The organism is Actinoplanes sp. NPDC049681 (genome assembly GCF_044465265.1).
Classification (GTDB): Bacteria; Actinomycetota; Actinomycetes; order Mycobacteriales; family Micromonosporaceae; genus Actinoplanes.
This window is the reverse complement of record NZ_JBITLP010000003.1, coordinates 802723-818529: the sequence shown is the minus strand read 5'-3', so window position 1 is coordinate 818529 and position 15807 is coordinate 802723. Positions and strand designations below refer to the sequence as shown.

Annotated in this window: 15 protein-coding genes; 8 read left to right on the top strand and 7 right to left on the bottom strand. The window is 72.9% G+C overall.

The window, feature by feature from the left end; all coding sequences use genetic code 11:
* The first annotated feature begins 75 nt into the window (after positions 1-75).
* Positions 76-855 (top strand): ComEA family DNA-binding protein, encoded by a 780-nt coding sequence (locus ACIBO8_RS13760; RefSeq protein ID WP_396115479.1) that lies wholly within the window; start codon positions 76-78, stop codon positions 853-855.
* 11 nt (positions 856-866) lie between these two features.
* Here ACIBO8_RS13760 and ACIBO8_RS13755 read toward each other — a convergent pair whose 3' ends face one another.
* The 4 genes from ACIBO8_RS13755 to ACIBO8_RS13740 are packed head-to-tail and all read right to left on the bottom strand — an operon-like array spanning position 867 to position 5110.
* On the bottom strand, positions 867-1463 hold the full coding sequence (locus tag ACIBO8_RS13755) for a GTP-binding protein (protein WP_396115478.1): 597 nt from the start codon (positions 1461-1463) through the stop codon (positions 867-869).
* Positions 1444-1830: a DUF742 domain-containing protein gene (locus ACIBO8_RS13750; protein ID WP_396115477.1), complete on the bottom strand. Its 387-nt coding sequence runs from the start codon at positions 1828-1830 to the stop codon at positions 1444-1446. The genes ACIBO8_RS13755 and ACIBO8_RS13750 overlap by 20 nt, the downstream gene beginning before the upstream one ends.
* Positions 1820-2236, bottom strand: a complete 417-nt coding sequence (locus tag ACIBO8_RS13745) for a roadblock/LC7 domain-containing protein (protein ID WP_396115476.1) — start codon at positions 2234-2236, stop codon at positions 1820-1822. The genes ACIBO8_RS13750 and ACIBO8_RS13745 overlap by 11 nt, the downstream gene beginning before the upstream one ends.
* Entirely contained in the window at positions 2237-5110 is a 2874-nt protein-coding gene (locus ACIBO8_RS13740; RefSeq protein ID WP_396115475.1) for a nitrate- and nitrite sensing domain-containing protein, read from the bottom strand. It abuts the gene before it with no gap.
* Between the two features lie 268 nt (positions 5111-5378).
* Between ACIBO8_RS13740 and ACIBO8_RS13735 the strand changes: the two genes are divergently transcribed.
* Genes ACIBO8_RS13735 through ACIBO8_RS13720 form a run of 4 tightly spaced genes read left to right on the top strand, consistent with a single transcriptional unit; the run spans position 5379 to position 8420 of the window.
* Positions 5379-6023 (top strand): hypothetical protein, encoded by a 645-nt coding sequence (locus ACIBO8_RS13735; RefSeq protein ID WP_396115474.1) that lies wholly within the window; start codon positions 5379-5381, stop codon positions 6021-6023.
* Between the two features lie 11 nt (positions 6024-6034).
* A complete protein-coding gene (locus ACIBO8_RS13730; RefSeq protein ID WP_396115473.1) occupies positions 6035-6979 on the top strand; it encodes a hypothetical protein in 945 nt (314 codons plus the stop codon).
* A 29-nt stretch (positions 6980-7008) separates the two neighbouring features.
* Positions 7009-8007: a helix-turn-helix transcriptional regulator gene (locus ACIBO8_RS13725; RefSeq protein ID WP_396115472.1), complete on the top strand. Its 999-nt coding sequence runs from the start codon at positions 7009-7011 to the stop codon at positions 8005-8007.
* Positions 8004-8420, top strand: a complete 417-nt coding sequence (locus ACIBO8_RS13720) for a nitroreductase/quinone reductase family protein (protein ID WP_396115471.1) — start codon at positions 8004-8006, stop codon at positions 8418-8420. Before ACIBO8_RS13725 ends, ACIBO8_RS13720 begins: the two co-directional genes overlap by 4 nt.
* On the opposite strand, the gene ACIBO8_RS13715 is transcribed toward ACIBO8_RS13720, so the two are convergent.
* Positions 8417-8899, bottom strand: a complete 483-nt coding sequence (locus tag ACIBO8_RS13715) for a hypothetical protein (RefSeq protein ID WP_396115470.1) — start codon at positions 8897-8899, stop codon at positions 8417-8419. The two genes, ACIBO8_RS13720 and ACIBO8_RS13715, sit on opposite strands and share 4 nt — an antisense overlap.
* 197 nt (positions 8900-9096) lie before the next feature.
* Entirely contained in the window at positions 9097-10923 is a 1827-nt protein-coding gene (locus ACIBO8_RS13710; RefSeq protein ID WP_396115469.1) for a M48 family metallopeptidase, read from the bottom strand.
* Positions 10924-11359: 436 nt separating this feature from the next.
* Between ACIBO8_RS13710 and ACIBO8_RS13705 the strand changes: the two genes are divergently transcribed.
* Positions 11360-12574, top strand: a complete 1215-nt coding sequence (locus tag ACIBO8_RS13705; RefSeq protein WP_396115468.1) for a cytochrome P450 — start codon at positions 11360-11362, stop codon at positions 12572-12574.
* On the opposite strand, the gene ACIBO8_RS13700 is transcribed toward ACIBO8_RS13705, so the two are convergent.
* Complete coding sequence (locus ACIBO8_RS13700) at positions 12571-14037, bottom strand: beta-N-acetylhexosaminidase (RefSeq protein ID WP_396115467.1); 1467 nt, start codon at positions 14035-14037, stop codon at positions 12571-12573. The two genes, ACIBO8_RS13705 and ACIBO8_RS13700, sit on opposite strands and share 4 nt — an antisense overlap.
* A gap of 112 nt (positions 14038-14149) precedes the next feature.
* Here ACIBO8_RS13700 and ACIBO8_RS13695 point away from each other — a divergent pair, with 112 nt between their 5' ends.
* On the top strand, positions 14150-14689 hold the full coding sequence (locus ACIBO8_RS13695) for a GNAT family N-acetyltransferase (RefSeq protein WP_396115466.1): 540 nt from the start codon (positions 14150-14152) through the stop codon (positions 14687-14689).
* A 311-nt stretch (positions 14690-15000) separates the two neighbouring features.
* On the top strand, positions 15001-15801 hold the full coding sequence (locus tag ACIBO8_RS13690) for an ATP-binding protein (protein ID WP_396115465.1): 801 nt from the start codon (positions 15001-15003) through the stop codon (positions 15799-15801).
* Positions 15802-15807: the final 6 nt, after the last annotated feature.

The window sequence follows — 15807 nt, the reverse complement described above, 5'->3', positions numbered from 1 at the left end:
TCCTAGGAGCCTCACCCTTGCGGTTATGCTGCTGCCCGCTGCCGTTTCGCAGCTGTGCTGCTCCGAGGGGGTGTCGTGGAGGCGTTCTACTCCGAGCCGGTCGACCCCTGGGCGGACAGCGACGAGATCGCCCCGCCGCCCCCGCAGTACGTCCCCCCTGACGTGACGGTTTCGACCCCACCGCCGTCCTGGGGACCGGCGCCCCTGCTGCCCGGGCCGCCGCCGCAACGGTTCCCGATCGGCGAGGTGGTCTTCGCCTCGCTCCTGCCGATCATCATCTGCTCGTTCGGCAGCTGGATCTACTTCGTGTACGCGGGCTTCCACCGCCGAGACAAGCGCCAGTTCCTGGTCGCCGCCGGCTACGCCTCGCTCTTCGGGATGGCATGCGTGTTCATGGCGATCGACCCGACACCGGTGGAGAGCGAGAACCTCAGCAGCGCCGAATGGACCGGCTTCTTCCTGTTCATGGCGACCGCGGTGGCGTCGGCCGTGCACGGTGGCATCCTGGCGGCGCACCCGGGGGACACACCGTACGGCCGGCATCTGCGCGAGCAGGCCCGCCAGTTCGCCGCCTTCGACCCGGCGCAGGCCCGCCGGCTCGGCGTGGGCCGCCCGGACCTGGTACGCCCGTTCGACGACGGTGGCCTGGTCGACCTCAACCACGCGCCGGGCCACGAGCTCGCCCGGCTGCCCGGGATCACGCCCGAGGCGGCGCACCGGATCGTGCTCGGGCGGTTCGAGCGGGCGTACGCGCACCCCGACGAGCTGGTCGTGCGCGGCCTGGTGACGGCGCAGACGATGAACCGGATCGGCTCACGCCTGCTCTGCATCCCGCCGGTCCACCAGCCGCGCTGAGCCGCGCGGGGTCAGCGGGCTCCGGCGGCCGCCAGCTGCCGGCGGGCCACGTACTCGACCAGCTCGATGAGGACGTTGCGGGCCGCCAGCGGCTCGCGGGCGTCGAACTCCACCACCGGCACGTCCGGGTCGAGATCGAGCGCGCGGCTCACCGCGTCGGCGCCGAACCGGCGCTCGTCGAAGCAGTTCACGGCCACCACGAACGGGGTACCGCGCTGCTCGAAGTAGTCGATGGAGGGAAAGCAGTCGGCGAGACGCCGGGTGTCGGCGAGCACCACCGCGCCGAGCGCGCCCTGCGACAGCTCGTCCCAGAGGAACCAGAAGCGGTCCTGACCCGGCGTGCCGAACAGGTAGAGCTGCAGGTCGTCGGTGATGGTGATGCGACCGAAGTCCATCGTCACCGTGGTGGTCCGCTTGGCCTCGACCCCGGCGGTGTCGTCGGCGCCCTCGGCCCCCGTCAGCACCTCCTCGGTCTGCAGCGGCCGGATCTCGCTGACCGAGCCGACCATGGTGGTCTTGCCCGCACCGAAGCCGCCGGCGATGAGGATCTTGAGCGCGACCGGGATGCGCGAACGCGCGCCGTCACGGTCAGAGCGCACGGAGTCCATTGACAACCGCCTTGAGTACGTCGACGTCATGCGGCTGCGAGGCCGCGGGAGGCTCGTAGAGCGAGATGAGTCCGGCCGAGCGTAGATCACCCAGCAGCACCCGGACGACCCCGATGGCGAGGTCCAGTTTGGAGGCTAACTCCACGACGGACGTCGGCTCCCACGCCGCGCCGACGATCGCGTGATGCTCCGGTTGCAGCGACGGAGCGGGTGGTGCGTCCGGCATGGTCGCCACGACGAACGCGACGAGGTCGAATTCGCCGCCGGCCGGTGCCACGCGGCCCTGGGTCATCGCGTACGGGCGCACGACCGGACCCGCGTCGTGGTCCAGCCAGTCGTGCGGCGCGCGCCTCGGGTCAGCGGGCATCGGACCCGGGGAGCCGTTCCGGCGCGTCCATCGTCTGGCCGACCCGGGTGACCAGCATGGCCATCTCGTACGCGACCAGCCCGAGATCCGCGTCGCTGCCCGCCACCACCGCGAGGCAGGCGCCCTGCCCGGCCGCGGTGACGAAGAGGAACGCGTCCTCCATCTCCACGACGGTCTGGCGCACGGGCCCCGCCCGGAAGTGCCGGCTGGCGCCTTTGGCGAGGCTCTGGAACCCGGCGGCCATCGCCGACAGGTGCTCGGCGTCCTCCCGGCTCATCCCGGCCGAGGCGCCGAGCATGAGCCCGTCGGCGGAGAGCACCACCGCCTGCCGCGCCGACGGCACCCGCTCGACGAGCTCGTCGAGGAGCCAGGTGAGGTTGGCGCTCTGGTTCGTCGTCTGTGCCACTTATGCGTCCTTCTCCGGCCGGTGGATCTGGTGGTTGTCGTCGAAAGCGCTGTCCGTGGTGCCTTCGGGCCCGGTCACGCCGCTCGGCACGGCCGGGATGGTGACGGTAGCCGCATCGGACCACGTCGGCTGCCCCGCCGTCTGTTGTTCGTCAGTCAGGGCGGCCGCCTCCCGGCGTCCCCTGGCGGTGCCCCGTTGCAAGGCGCTCATCAGATTGCGCACTTCCTCCGGCGATCGCACGGTGGTGGCTTCGGCCCGCTCGACGACCGGTCCGCGCAGCTGCGGCGCGAGGCTGGCCTGCCGCACCCGCCGCGGCAGCAGGGCCTCGTCGGCCGTCGGCGCCGGCTCGGGGGCCCGACCGGCAGCCGGGAGAAGCGGCTCAGCAGCGGGCCGAAGCGGCTCCGCAACCGGCGGAAGCGATTCGGCAGCTGTCGGCGGCCCGGCGGCCGGCGCGGGCGGGTCGGCGGCCGGGACCGGGGACACCGGTTCGGGGGCGCGGCGACGCCGCTGGGCGGGGATGCGAGGCGGCGCCATCGGCGTCTCCGCGGTGCCCGGTCCGGGCAGGAGCGCCGGCCCCTCGCCGTGCAGCAGGCCCGGCGTGCCGAGGCTGTGACCGTTGTGGTGGTCGCTGCCCGAGGGCCAGTCGACGTCGAGGCCGTCGCCGGTGACCTGCGGTATGAGCTCGGTGACGTCGCTCGGCCCGCCCAGTCCGGCCGGCGAGGTGAGGTTCGGCGGCAGCTGGGCCGGCGGCTCGGCCGGCCCGTCCTTGCGGCGGCGGGGCACCGTCCGGCGGCGTTGCACCAGGCCGTCCGCGGTCAGGCCGTCGATCACCGCGCTCGGGGTCGGCCCGGTCACCGGCCGCACAGCATCCGGTGCCTCCTCCGCGACGACTTCCGCGTCGTTCAGCGAGGCGGCGTCCGGGCGGTCCCAGGAGTCGGCCGCCGGTGCGGGGCCCGCCGGCAGGGCGAGCGCTCCGGGGCCGGGCGGGGCGGCGGTGATCAGCTCCTCGGGAATCAGCACCACCGCGGTCACCCCGCCGTACGCGCTGGGCCGCAGCGAGACCCGGATACCCTGCCGGGCGGCGAGCTGGGCCACCACGAAGAGACCGAGCCGCGCGCTGTCCGACGGGTCGAAGTCCGGCGGCTCGAGCAGCTTGCGGTTGGCCTCGGCGAGCGCGTCCGCGGACATGCCCAGACCGCGGTCCTCGATCTCCATGGCGTACCCGTTGGGCAGCGCCTGGCCGACCACCTGCACCCGGGTCTGCGGCGGTGAGAAGGAGGCGGCGTTCTCCAGCAGCTCGGCCAGCAGGTGGATGACATCGCCGACGGCCCGGCCCAGCACCGCGGAGGCCTCGATCGAGACGATGTCGATCCGCTTGTAGTCCTCGACCTCGCTGATCGCGCCGCGCACCACGTCGATCAACGACACCGGGTTGCGCCAGCCGCGGCCCGGCGCCGCTCCGGCGAGGATGACGAGGTCCTCGGCGTGCCGGCGCATGCGGGTGGCGAGATGGTCGACGCGGTACAGGTCCTCCAGCTCCTGCGGCTCGGTCTCGCGGCGCTCCATCTTGTCCAGCAGGGCGAGCTGGCGATGCAGCAGCGTCTGGCTGCGCCGGGCGATGTTGAGGAACACCTCGTTGATGCCGCGGCGGACGTCGGCCTCCTCGACGGCCGACTGCACCGCCGTCCGCTGGACCTCGTTGAACGCGTGGCCGAGCTGGCCGATCTCGTCGCGGCCGTACTCGAGGGGCGGGGTCTCGGCGTCGACGTCGACCGGCTCGCCGCGCTGGAGGCGCCGGACCACCGTGGGCAGCCGCTCCCCCGCCATCGCGAGCGCCTCGCGGCGCAGCCGGATCAGGCGGCCGACGATCGAGCGCCCGATGCGTACGGAGAAGACCACGGAGACGATCAGAGCGGCGAGCCCGAGCAGGCCCGCGACGCCGAGGCGGGCCAGGATGCCGACCGCGACCGGGCGCGCCTCGTCGGCCAACGAGTCGGTGGCGTTGATCTCGAAGGCGCGCAGCTGCTGGGCGGTCGTGTCGTACGCCGGCTGCCACGCCTCGGCGGCCACCGGCGACGGCGCGCCGGCCTTGCTCTCGGACACGATCTGGTTCTCCAGCTCGCGCAGCCGGTTCACGGCGGCGCCGGTGCTGAGCCGCTGGTACGCCCCGCGGTCACGCTCGGGAAGGTCGTTGACGCCCTGCGAGAGGAGGAACCGGGAGGTGCCGACGGCCTGCAGAACCTCCGCGCGGGTCTCGGCGCTGAACTGGCCGGCGGCGTGCGTGGCGGCCAGGAGGGCGTCGATCCGGCTCAGATACTCCTGGCCGCGCCCCACCGTGATCAGGGCACGGATCTCCCGGTCGACGCGCTCGTCGCCGAACGTGGCGGTGGCGGCGAACATCTGGAAACCGGTGTCCACGATGCCGTTGTAGAGGTTCTGCGCCCCGACGATGTCGATCTCACGCCGGTCGATGTAGCCGCGGGCGGCACCCAGGCCGTCCAGGTCGGTGAAGATCTGCTGGATGCGGGACTCCAGAGTGGCGCCCGCGGCGCGGCGGGCCTCGGCGCTGCCGGCCGTACGCCGGAAGTCGGCCGCGGCCCGGTCGGTGGCGGCGCGCTGGATGGTGAGGTCCGTCGGCGCGACCTTGGGGTCGGCGAGGAACACCACGGAGAGCCGTCGCTCGCGCTGGACCTCGCCCATGAGGACCTCGCCCGGCGTACCGACCGTGTCGAGCAGCGTCTGCGCCGACAGCAGATTGACCGCCGGGCCGGCGGTGATTGCCGTTGCGAAGGCCCAGAGCGCCAGCAGCGCCGTGAGGGGCACCGCCACCAGCGCAATGATCTTCGAACGGATCGACCAATTGCGGGTTCTCATCAGACTCCGCCCGAGGGATGTGCGGGACGGCACACGCGGCGGACGATGGTTGAGGGGTCAACAACCGTCTATGAGCTGCGTACGCCCTCGGCAGAATACGTAACCAGGGCGGTCCGAGCCAGTTCCGTTCCGTGCCGGATCGGTCGCACTGTCAATCTCACGACAGTCCCATTTTCTGGAACCGGTCCAGTACAGAGCCTGATCGGACCGGAGGATTGATGACCCTGGTTGGGTGGGAATACCAGCGGGTGAAGAAGGAGGCGGCCCGATGTCCCCCACACTCGTGATCATTCTCATCGTCGTCGTGCTGCTGGTGATCGCCGCGATCGTGTTCGGCGTGCGCGCCAGCCGCCGCAGGAAGTTGCAGAAGACCTTCGGACCCGAGTACGACCGCGTCGTCGGTGACGCGGACAGCCGGACGGCCGGCGAGCGCGAGCTCGAGGAGCGCCGGAAGCGGCATGCCGAGCTGGAGCTCAAGCCGTTGTCGGCGGAGAGCAAGGCCAAGTACTCGGTGGCCTGGGAAGAGGTGCAGATCCAGTTCGTGGACGCGCCGGAGCAGGCCGTGGCGACGGCCGACGAGCTGGTGACCCGGCTCATCGCCGAGCGCGGCTACCCGACCGGCGACTACGACGAGCAGCTCGCCACCCTCTCCGTCGAGCACGCGCGCACGCTCGAGCACTACCGCGACGCCCACGCCATCAGCGAGCGCAGCCGCAACGGCGAGGCCGACACCGAGGATCTCCGTCAGGCTCTGGTGCACTACCGCGCCCTCTTCGCCGACCTGCTCGGCGAGAATCCGGTGCGGTCCGAGGGCGCCACCGCCCCCGGCACCGACCCGAAGGTGCCGTCCCAGAAGATCAATGACCACGACAGCGACGTCGCGGGCTCCCGTCCCGACGCCACGAGCCGCTGAGGAGTCCGACGATGCGTTTCTTCTCCAACGACGCCCGCGAGTCCACCGACGACCCGGCGCCGGACGACCGCCCGGAGCGGGTCCAGTCCGAGCCCGTGGCGGTGCCGGGTCAGCGCCCGCCGTCCCCCTGGTCCGACGCCCCCGGCGAGGAGGCGCGCGACACCACGGAGCGCGAGCGTCCGGCGCAGAACCCCGCGGACGACGACCCGGACCGCACCGAGTTCCACGAGCCGGGCCCGCAGCCCACCGCGTTCGGTGCGTCCACGGTCGGCGGCGCGGTTGCCGCGTCCGCGACGGCGAACCCGGTGAACGACCGGTGGGACGCCACGGACCGCGACACGGACGCGGCCTCCGGCGTGGCCGACGACCGCAGCGTGGCCCCCGGCGACGGTGCGGTGGAGTCGCCCTCGCCGGCCAACACCACCACGTACGCGGGCAACACCGCCGAGCGCCCTCAGGACGACCCGGTCGACGTGGCCCTCGACGACCGTGGCACCTTCGAGGACCCCCAGGTCAAGGATGAGGGCGACCGCGAGGCCGCCCACGCGCTCAAGGACGAGGGCGACCGCGAGGCCACCAGGGCCACCGACGCCGCCGAGGCCGCTCCGGCGCTCAAGGACGACGGCGGCTTCGACGACCCGAAGGTGGTCGACCCGGTGACGGAGCGGCCGCCGGCCGAGGACGAAAGGCCCGCGGACCAGCCGGACACCCTGTTCGCCGCCGCGGACGCGCAGACCCTCCAGGACCGGTGGCGCGACGTGCAGCTCCGCTTCGTCGACAGCCCGAAGGAGGCCACGACCGAGGCCGCCGCGCTGGTCGAGGAGGCCGTCGAGAAGCTCACCGCCGGCCTGAGGTCGCGCAAGGAGAGCCTCGGCGCCGAGAGCGACGACACCGAGACGCTGCGGGTGCAGCTGCGCGGCTACCGCGACATCCTCAACCGGATTCTGGGTCTCTAGCCACCGGCCGGCCCTGGGAGACTGGGCGGGTGCGCGCCGCCCGCCTGGTCTCCCTGCTGCTTCTGCTGCAGACCCGTGGCCGGATGACCGCGCAGGAGCTCGCCGACGAGCTCGAGGTCTCGCTCCGCACCGTCTACCGCGACGTCGAGTCGCTGGGAGCGGCGGGCGTGCCCGTCTACGCCGACCGCGGGCCGGCGGGCGGCTACCGGCTGCTCGACGGCTACCGCACCCGGCTCACCGGCCTCACCCGCGAGGAGGCCGGGTCGCTCTTCCTGGCCGGGGTTCCGGGCCCGGCCGCGGAGCTCGGCCTCGGGTCGGTCCTGGCCGCCGCGGAGCTCAAGCTGCGGGCGTCGCTGCCGGGTGAGCTGGCCGACCGGGCGGATCGGGTACGGGAACGCTTCCACCTCGACGCCCCCGGCTGGTTCCGGGCCGACGAGCCCACCCCGCACCTCGCCACCGTGGCGGACGCGGTGTGGCGGGAGCGGCAGCTCGAGCTCCGGTACCGGCGGTGGAAGGCTCCGCGCGAGGTCAGCCGTACGCTCTCGCCGCTGGGTGTGGTGCTCAAGGCCGGCCGCTGGTATCTGGTGGCGGCGTCGGGCGAGCGCGTCACGGCGTACCGGGTCGTGAACATCCTCGAGGCCTCGGTGCGGGAGGAGGCTGTCGTCCGGCCGCCGGGCTTCGACCTCGCCGCCTTCTGGCGGGAGTGGACCGAACGGTACGAGCGCAGCGTCTATACCGCGGCTGCGACCGTACGGATGAAGCCGGAGGCCTTGGATCGGATGGCGTTCGTGTTCCCGCCGGAGATGTCGCGCGTCGCCCGGGAATCCGCCTCGCCGCCGGACGAGAACGGCTGGCTGACCACGGTCGTGCCCATCGAGTCGGTCCGGCACGGGCACATCGAGCTGCTCAAACTGGGCGCGGACGCCGAGGTCCTGGAGCCGCCGGAGCTGCGCGAGTGCTTCGCCGCGACGGCCCGCGGCCTGGCGGCGACGTATCTGGACGCCGACGCGGCAGGATCGGACGCATGACGATGCCCGAGGATCTTCTCGCTCACAACCGGCAGCTGATCGCCCAGTTCCGGGCGGACGGCGGCGCCTCGATGCAGGACCGCCCGCTGCTGCTGCTCACCACGCGCGGGCGCAAGAGCGGCGAGCAGCGGACGAGCCCGATGATGTACGTCGACGACGACGGCCGTCTGCTCGTGATCGCCTCGAACGCCGGCGCGGCCGACCACCCGCAGTGGTACCGCAACCTGCTGGCGGATCCCGCCGTCACGGTGGAGCTGCCGGGCCGCACGTTCCAGGCTCGGGCGACCCCGCTGACCGGCGAGGAATACGAGCAGGCCTGGGCCCGGATCGCGCGGCAGTACGCATTCTTCACCGAGCACCAGAAGAAGGCCGGCGCGCGCAGGATCCCCGTCGTCGCGCTCGAGCCCGCCTAAGCCTCGGCGACCGTCTCCGTGTCGGAGTCGTCGGCCGGCGGGTCCGGCGGCAGTTGCTGCTCGTCCGGGTCGTCCGCGGTCGGCGGGCTGGTCGGCTCGGTGGTCGACTCGGTCGGCGGCGTGCTGGGCTCGTCCGACTCGTCGTCGGCGGGCGGCGTGGACTCCGTGGGCGGGTCGCTCGGCTCGGACTCCGACGGTGACGGCGAGACCGAGGAGGCCGACGGCGACGGCTTCGCACGGGGCCGCAGCGGCCGCGTCTGCGCCTTGGGCTCGGTGCGCACGATCTCCGTCTGGTCGGTCGGCGCGTCTCCGGCACCCGAACCACCCTGCGGCTCGGTCGCGTCGTTGTGCTGCACGGTCACCGCGGGCGGCCGCTGCGGCGTCAGTGTCGCCTCACCGAACTGCGCGCCCAGCCACATCGCCGGTCCGAGGCCTACCGCGAGGATGGCCCCGAAGAGCGCCATGGGTCCCCGTTCCATCAGCGCCCCTCCCCCCTGTCATGGCGATTTTCGCCGGTCCGCGTGAGCTTTCTCTACCCATTTCAGCGAACGGTAAGCGAACGGCGCCTCATCCCAGTGTGACGACCCGTGATGATCGAACTACGCCTTCGTCGGACATACGACCGTCCAGTGGAGAACACGGTCAGCCCGGCGGAACGGTTCATCGTCGAGCGTGACTATCTGGTACGGGACAGAAACGCCACGGCATCATCGAGCGCGTTCCAGCCGCCCGGCAGCTCGTCGGAGTCCAGGGCACCGCGCACTCTCAATGTCCCGCCGTCCCGCAGCTCCAGATCCCAGCTCCGCCGCTTGACCTGTGTCGCCCTGGCCACGTCCGCGTACGCGACGAACCGCGTCTCCGGCGCGATGACCTCCCGGCGCGGCACGTCGGCGGCGGCGAACTCGGCCAGCCGCCGCTTCGCCGAGCCGTTCTGCGACCGGGGAAGCCCCGGCACGAGGAACAGCCCGGTATCGACGATCAGCAGATCGGTCCGTGCCCCGTCGACCACGACATTGACCACCCCGCCCACCACCTCGGCGCGCGGATGCGCACCCTCCGCCGCCGGGCCGGCCGAGACGTCGATCCCGAGCTCGGCCAGCCGCTCCCGCGCGGTCGCCACGGTCGCCGGGTCGACGGCCAGCGCGGCCGGACCACCGAGATCCAGGTGTCCGCCGTCGGGCGCCACGAGTTCCGCCGTACCCATCCAGCTGTGCCGCCAGCGGGCCGCACCGCTGCGCAGGGCGGCGAGCGCCAGCAGCAGGGTCACGAGCTCGGTGACCCGCAGCGCGGTCTCGTCGTCGGGCAGGCCCGGGAAGACGGACTCGGCGAGCTTGCGCAGCCGCCCGTCGCCGGCGAGGTCCAGGACGTCAGCCGCGGACTGGACCGGGCTGCCGGCCACCCGGCTCAGCGTGGTCAGGGCGGCGCCGGCCTCGCGTTCGACCTCGGCCGTGCGGGCGGCGTTGAAGAACTCGTCCCATCCGACCGCGGTCCGGCCCTGCGGGGGAAAGGCGACCGCCTGCAGCGCGCGGCCCAAGCCCGGAAGATCGGGCACCAGCTCTCCCGGCTCTTCGCCCTGACCCCCCTCGTCTCCGGTCAGTGCGGCCAGGCGTTCGCTGCGAGGCGGGTGGGTGTCCCACCCCGAGGGCGGCACCGGCTCCCGGGCGCGCAGCACGGCCACGTCCTCCGCCCGGGCGGCCAGAGCGCGCAGGAAGCCGCCGAAGATGTCGTCCGGGACATGCCCGGCCTGCCACCCCGGCCCGAGATACTCGGCGTGGAAGATCCGTACCAGCCCGTCCAGCACCGGAAGGTCACGCAGCACCGCTCTGGCGGCGGCAGTGCCCGCGTACGCGGCGGCGATCCGGTCGGCGCCCAACTCCTGCGCGGTGCTGAACGGCGCGTCGACCCGGCGGTAGAAACCGGCGTACGCCCGCAGCAGCGGCCCCGCCGGATTACGCCGCGAGATGCGCGGAACCACCCGCCCGACCGCGATCCGGCCCCGGTACGCCACCGGCGCGAGCCGGCCCTGCGCGGGCGAGAAGTGCCCGAGCTCGTGCGCGACGACCGCCTTGAGCGGCGCGGTGTCCCACGCCTGCAGCAGCGGCAGCCCCAGGTACAGGTCACGGCGGCCGCCGACGAACCCCAGCAGGCGCGTGTGCTCGATGACCCGGGCGACGGCGTCCGCCACGATCGTCACCCGGTCGGGCGCCCGCGTCCCGGCGGCCGCGGCGGCCCCGTCGACCAGCGCCCACAGCCCCGGAGCGTCCGCCCGTCCCACCGGAATCCCGACCGGTTGCGGCCGGCGGGCGTTCAGGGCGCGCCGGGTCGCGTACCCCATGACACCGACCGTGGCGATGCACACGGGCAGCCCGATCCGCAGCGCGGTGACGCCGGACAGCATCGAGAGCACCAGCAGCACCGGAACGACGACGAGCGCCAGCTGCAGCGCCGCGACCGCGAGGAATCCGGCCAGCGCGGCGACGGAGGCCCACACCCTCTTCTGCACCCGGCAAGCCTAGGGCCGGTCCCGGCGGACGCCACCGCCGCCGTCCCGCCGTCCGGCTCGGCCGCACGGCCCGACCACGCGCTTGACGTGCAGAAACGTCGCCTGGGTGGCGAAGCCAGATTTAAGACCTGTTTAACCTCTCACCCGTCCGCGACATTTCCCCGCGCTTGTTCACCTGGGCGGCGATCGCCGCGACTCGATCATCAGCCCGGGCGGACCCGGCCACCATCGCGTACGTCTCGTTCCCGCCGACGCGACGCCCGGAGCGCATCTCAGCTCCCACCGGCCGGAGGCGAACTGCTCGGCGAGTGCCTCGAGCTCTCCGCCGGCGCCGAGCGCACCGTCCGGCGCGGCGGCGATCTCGGCGACGCGATCCGAACATCTCAGCGACGAACATCATCGTTTCGGGGGCGGTCCACCGGGGATGCAGGTGCGCATGGCTCAGCTCGATCAGACCCTCGCCCTCGCGATCAAGGGGTACGCCTGGCTCCCGGACCTGCGCCGCGAGGCCGGTGGCAGCCCCGTACGCATGCGCGTCATGGGCCGGCCCGCCGTCGGCATCTGTGGCACCGACGCCACCGAGTTCTTCTACGCCGACGGCAACCTGGAACGGCACACCGCGCTGCCGCACCCGGTCGTCAGCTCGCTCTTCGGCAAGGGGGCCGTGCACACCCTCGACGGCGAGGCTCATCGGGCGCGTAAGGCCTTGTTCCTGTCGTTGCTGCTCGGCGACGGGATCGGTGAGGTCGCCAAGCTGACCGGTGAAGCGTTCGACCGGGCCGCGGAGTCGTGGCGCGGCGGGCCGCCGGTCAGTCTCTTCGACGAGTCGGCGCGGGCCATCGCGAACGGCGTCACCCGGTGGACCGGCGTACCGGTGGCTGAGGGCGAGGTGGACCGCCTGGCTGCCGACCTGGTGGCGCTGGTGGACGGTTTCGCCACGGCCGGGCCGCGGCATTGGCGGGCCCTGGCGGCCCGGCGCCGGCGCGAGCGGTGGCTGGCCGGTCTGATGTCGAAGGTACGGGCACAGCAGCTCGATGCCGCCCCGGACTCCGCCCTGGCGGCCGTGGCGCGCTTCGAGGACGAGGACGGGCTGCTGGATGCGCGTACCGCCGCCGTCGAGATGCTCAACATCATCCGGCCGACGACCGCGGTGGCGTGGTTTCTCGCGTACGCGGCGCACGCGCTGGACCGTCAGCCCCGGTACCGGGAGGCGCTGCGGGAGGGTGACGACGAGTTCACCGCCGCGTTCGCGCATGAGGTGCGCCGGTTCTACCCGTTCGCGCCGTTCCTGGGTGGGCGGGCCACCCGGGATCTCACGTTCCGGGGTGAGGCGGTGCCGCGGGGCGCGCTCGTGCTGCTCGATGTGTACGGGCAGAACCACGACCCGGCATTGTGGCCGGAGCCGTACGCGTTCCGGCCCGAGCGCTTCGCCGGGCGGCCGATCGGGGAGTTCGAGCTGATCCCCCAGGGCGGCGGCGACCCGCGGACGGGCCACCGCTGCCCCGGCGAGAAGATCACGGTTGCGGTGCTGGGCACGCTCGTGCAGCGGCTCGCGCGGCTGGACTACTACGTGCCCCCGCAGGATCTCTCGATCGATCTGAGCCGGATCCCGGCCCGGGTCGCGAGCGGGTTCCAGCTGGTGGTTCCCTAGATCCAGGGAATCTCGGGCGACGGGTGGAAGGCGACGCCCTGTTCCCGCCATCGGGGGGCGAAGGCGGCGAGCCGCCGGCGGAAGGATTCCCAGTCCCGGTGGCCGCGGGGGGACCAGCCGATCTCCGCGATCGCGGGAAGGCGGGGATACGTCATCGTCTGCACGTCGGCGAGGCTGCGCAGGGTCTCGGACCACAGCGGCGCCTCGACGCCGAGCACCGATTCCTCGCCGACGCCGGGGAGCCGCTCGGCCGGGTCCCAGCCGTACGCCTTCTCGACGTCGAGCGTGCCCGCCCAGTCCAGTCCGAGCCGGCTCTCCGCCGTGTACTTCATGTCGAGGTAGGTGCGGTCGGCCGGCGACATGAGCACCTTGCTGCCGTTGGCCGCGGCTCGCGCCGTACCGTCATCGGCCGCTTCGATGCGCCAGAACTGCGGCACCGCCGTGGCGGGCAGGTCGACCGCGGCCATCTCGTGCCAGCCGACCGGGCGCTTGCCGTACGCGGTGACCAGGGGCAGCACCCGCTCGATGAAGGCGCGGTAGTCCTCGGCCGTGGTGGCCTGCGCCTCGTCGCCGCCGATGTGCAGGTACGGGCCGGGGGTCAGCTCGGCCACCTCGCGCAGGACGTCGTCGACGAACGCGTACGTCTCCTCCTTGCCGGCGACGAACGAGCTGTAGCCGACCTCGACGTCCGTACGCTGCGGCGGCGCGACCCCGTCGGCGGTGAGTTCCGGGTATGCCACCTGCGCCGCGTTCACGTGCCCCGGCATGTCGATCTCCGGAACGACGGTCACGAAGTGGGCGGCCGCGTACGCGACGATCTCCGCGTAGTCGGCCTTGGTGTAGTAGCCGGGCCCGGTGCCGTCGACGCCGGTGCCGTCGCCGCCGCTGATCGCGGTGAGCTTGGGCCAGCTGTCGATCTCGAGGCGCCAGCCCTGGTCGTCGGTGAGGTGCAGGTGCAGGTGATTGATCTTGAACTGGACCAGGCCGTCGACGTACGACTTCACCTCGTCGACGGTGAAGAAGTGGCGGGCCACGTCCAGCATCGCGCCCCGGTATCCGAAGCGCGGCCGGTCGGCGATGGTGCCGCCGGGCAGCCGCCAGGTCACCTGCCGCGGTTCGGCGGCGAAGATCTCGGCGGGCAGCAGCTGGCGCAGCGTCTGCACGCCGTGGAACAGCCCCGCCGGCGCACCGCCGGTCAGCGTCACGCCGGCACCCGTGATCTCCAGCCGGTACTCCTCGTCGCCCAGCGCCCCGTCCAGCCGCAGCACGATCGCGGCCGGCCCGTCGCTCACCGGCAGGCCGAAGCCCGTCGCCGGGCGCAGGACGCCGGCGAGGTACGCCGCCACCTGCTCCGTGCCGGGTGCGGCGCTGATCGCCGTACCGTCGCCGATCGTGAAATGTGCGGCCGGGTCGGGCCGCACCTCGGCCGGCGCCGGAATCACATCGCCCAGTTCTCTCGTCACCACTACGCCCTTCTCGTAGAGGCCGGTCTTCGGCCCGCCGGAAACTTTAAACCCTCTTTCCAGTTTCCGGGCGGCCCGATGAAGCTCGTCACGTCGCCGTTATCGTGGCGGCATGGCGATCTCCACCCGTCGCGCCACCCCGGCGGACGCCCCGGCCCTGCACGACCTCGCGGCACGCACCTTCGGCCTGGCCACCCCGCCGGGCACACAACAGGCAGACATCGACGCTTTCATCGCACGGCACCTCTCGCAGTCCAGTTTCGAGCAGTACCTCGCGGATCCCGACCGGATCCTGCTGGTGGCCGAGGAGGAGGACGGCAAGCCCGTCGGCTACGCGATGCTCGTCGGCGGCCCGATCCAGGACCCGGAACTGGCGGCCACCGTGGCAACCGCCGGCCCGGACAGCATCGAGCTGAGCAAGTTCTACGTGGCACCCGACAACCACGGTTCGGGCGTCGCCGCGACGCTGATGGCGGAGACCCTCGCAGCCGCCGCGGCGACCGGTGCGACGGTGTGCTGGCTCGGCGTCAACCAGCGCAACGAGCGCGCGGCGAAGTTCTACGCCAAACACGGCTTCGAGATCATCGGCACGAAGAAGTTCCTGGTCGGCGACGTCTGGCACGACGACCACGTACGGGCCCGCCACATCTGACTCACCGGCCCGGCACCTCGAACCACGCCCCCGGGGCGCATCGCACACTCGATGCGCCGCCGGGTCAGGTCGGCGGCGGGCGGCATTGCGCCGGATCGAACCAGCCGACCGCGAGCGATGTACGGCGGAATCGGCATACCGGACAAGCTAGGCCGCCCGTCCGCCCGTCGGTCCACACCGGATCGGCCGACCCCAGCCATGGCCGCATGTCAATACCACTGATCGGACGAGCCTGTTCGGGTGACACCGGCGTTGACGGACACCGACCCGGACCGAAGACTCCGAGTACCCTGCGGCGAAAGGGCCGTGACATGCACGAGCAACCCCCGTACCTGTTCGATCCGGGCGACGAGCACTTCAGGGTCACCACGGACGCGGACGGGGCGGTGATCGACGTGGCCGTACGCGGCACCTGGAAGGCGTCCCTGCACGGCGCCGCCTCCCGGACGCTGCGCATGTGCCTCGCCGAGAGCCCGGCCGGCATCGTCGTCGACCTCACCGGGATCGAGGACCCCCAGGCCATCAGCGTGCCGACCTGGCTGGGCGCCGCCCGCGCCACCGCCGCCGCCACGCCTGCGGCGGGTCTGGCGCTGTGCCTGCCACCCGGCGCCTCGCTGGCGGCCCAGCTCGGCCGCGCCGGCGCGCCACCGATCCACGCGACCGCCGCAGAGGCGCGAGCGTCCCTGACCGAGAACCTGGCGCACGACGTCGTCCGGATCTCCCTCCCGCCGTCCCCGATGTCCCCGAGCCGGGCCCGCGATCTCGTCGGCAGCGCCTGCCAGGAATGGGGGCTGACCACCCTGCTCCACCCCGCCCGAGCGGTGCTGTCCGAACTGGTCACCAATGCCGTGGAACACGCCCGCACCCAGATCGACGTCGCCGTCTCCCGGCGCGGGGCGGCCCTGCACCTCGCCGTACGCGACCGCGACCCGATGCTCCCCCGCATCCTCGACCTGCCCCCGGTCCGCCTCGGCCACCCCCTCGACGAACGCGGCCGGGGCCTGCGGGTGGTCCACGCCGACTCGACGGCCTGGGGAGCCCTCCCGACAGCCGGCGGCAAGATGGTCTGGGCGACGGTGCGCGACCGCGCCGGCCGCCCCCGACGGTGGTGAGGCCGG

Coding starts and splice junctions, on each gene's coding strand:
- ACIBO8_RS13730 (WP_396115473.1), top strand. CDS start 6,035: ATGCGTTTCTTCTCCAACGACGCCCGCGAGTCCACCGACGACCCGGCG.
- ACIBO8_RS13705 (WP_396115468.1), top strand. CDS start 11,360: ATGGCTCAGCTCGATCAGACCCTCGCCCTCGCGATCAAGGGGTACGCC.
- ACIBO8_RS13755 (WP_396115478.1), bottom strand. CDS start 1,463: ATGGACTCCGTGCGCTCTGACCGTGACGGCGCGCGTTCGCGCATCCCG.
- ACIBO8_RS13720 (WP_396115471.1), top strand. CDS start 8,004: ATGACGATGCCCGAGGATCTTCTCGCTCACAACCGGCAGCTGATCGCC.
- ACIBO8_RS13695 (WP_396115466.1), top strand. CDS start 14,150: ATGGCGATCTCCACCCGTCGCGCCACCCCGGCGGACGCCCCGGCCCTG.
- ACIBO8_RS13690 (WP_396115465.1), top strand. CDS start 15,001: ATGCACGAGCAACCCCCGTACCTGTTCGATCCGGGCGACGAGCACTTC.
- ACIBO8_RS13735 (WP_396115474.1), top strand. CDS start 5,379: ATGTCCCCCACACTCGTGATCATTCTCATCGTCGTCGTGCTGCTGGTG.
- ACIBO8_RS13715 (WP_396115470.1), bottom strand. CDS start 8,899: ATGGAACGGGGACCCATGGCGCTCTTCGGGGCCATCCTCGCGGTAGGC.
- ACIBO8_RS13750 (WP_396115477.1), bottom strand. CDS start 1,830: ATGCCCGCTGACCCGAGGCGCGCGCCGCACGACTGGCTGGACCACGAC.
- ACIBO8_RS13740 (WP_396115475.1), bottom strand. CDS start 5,110: ATGAGAACCCGCAATTGGTCGATCCGTTCGAAGATCATTGCGCTGGTG.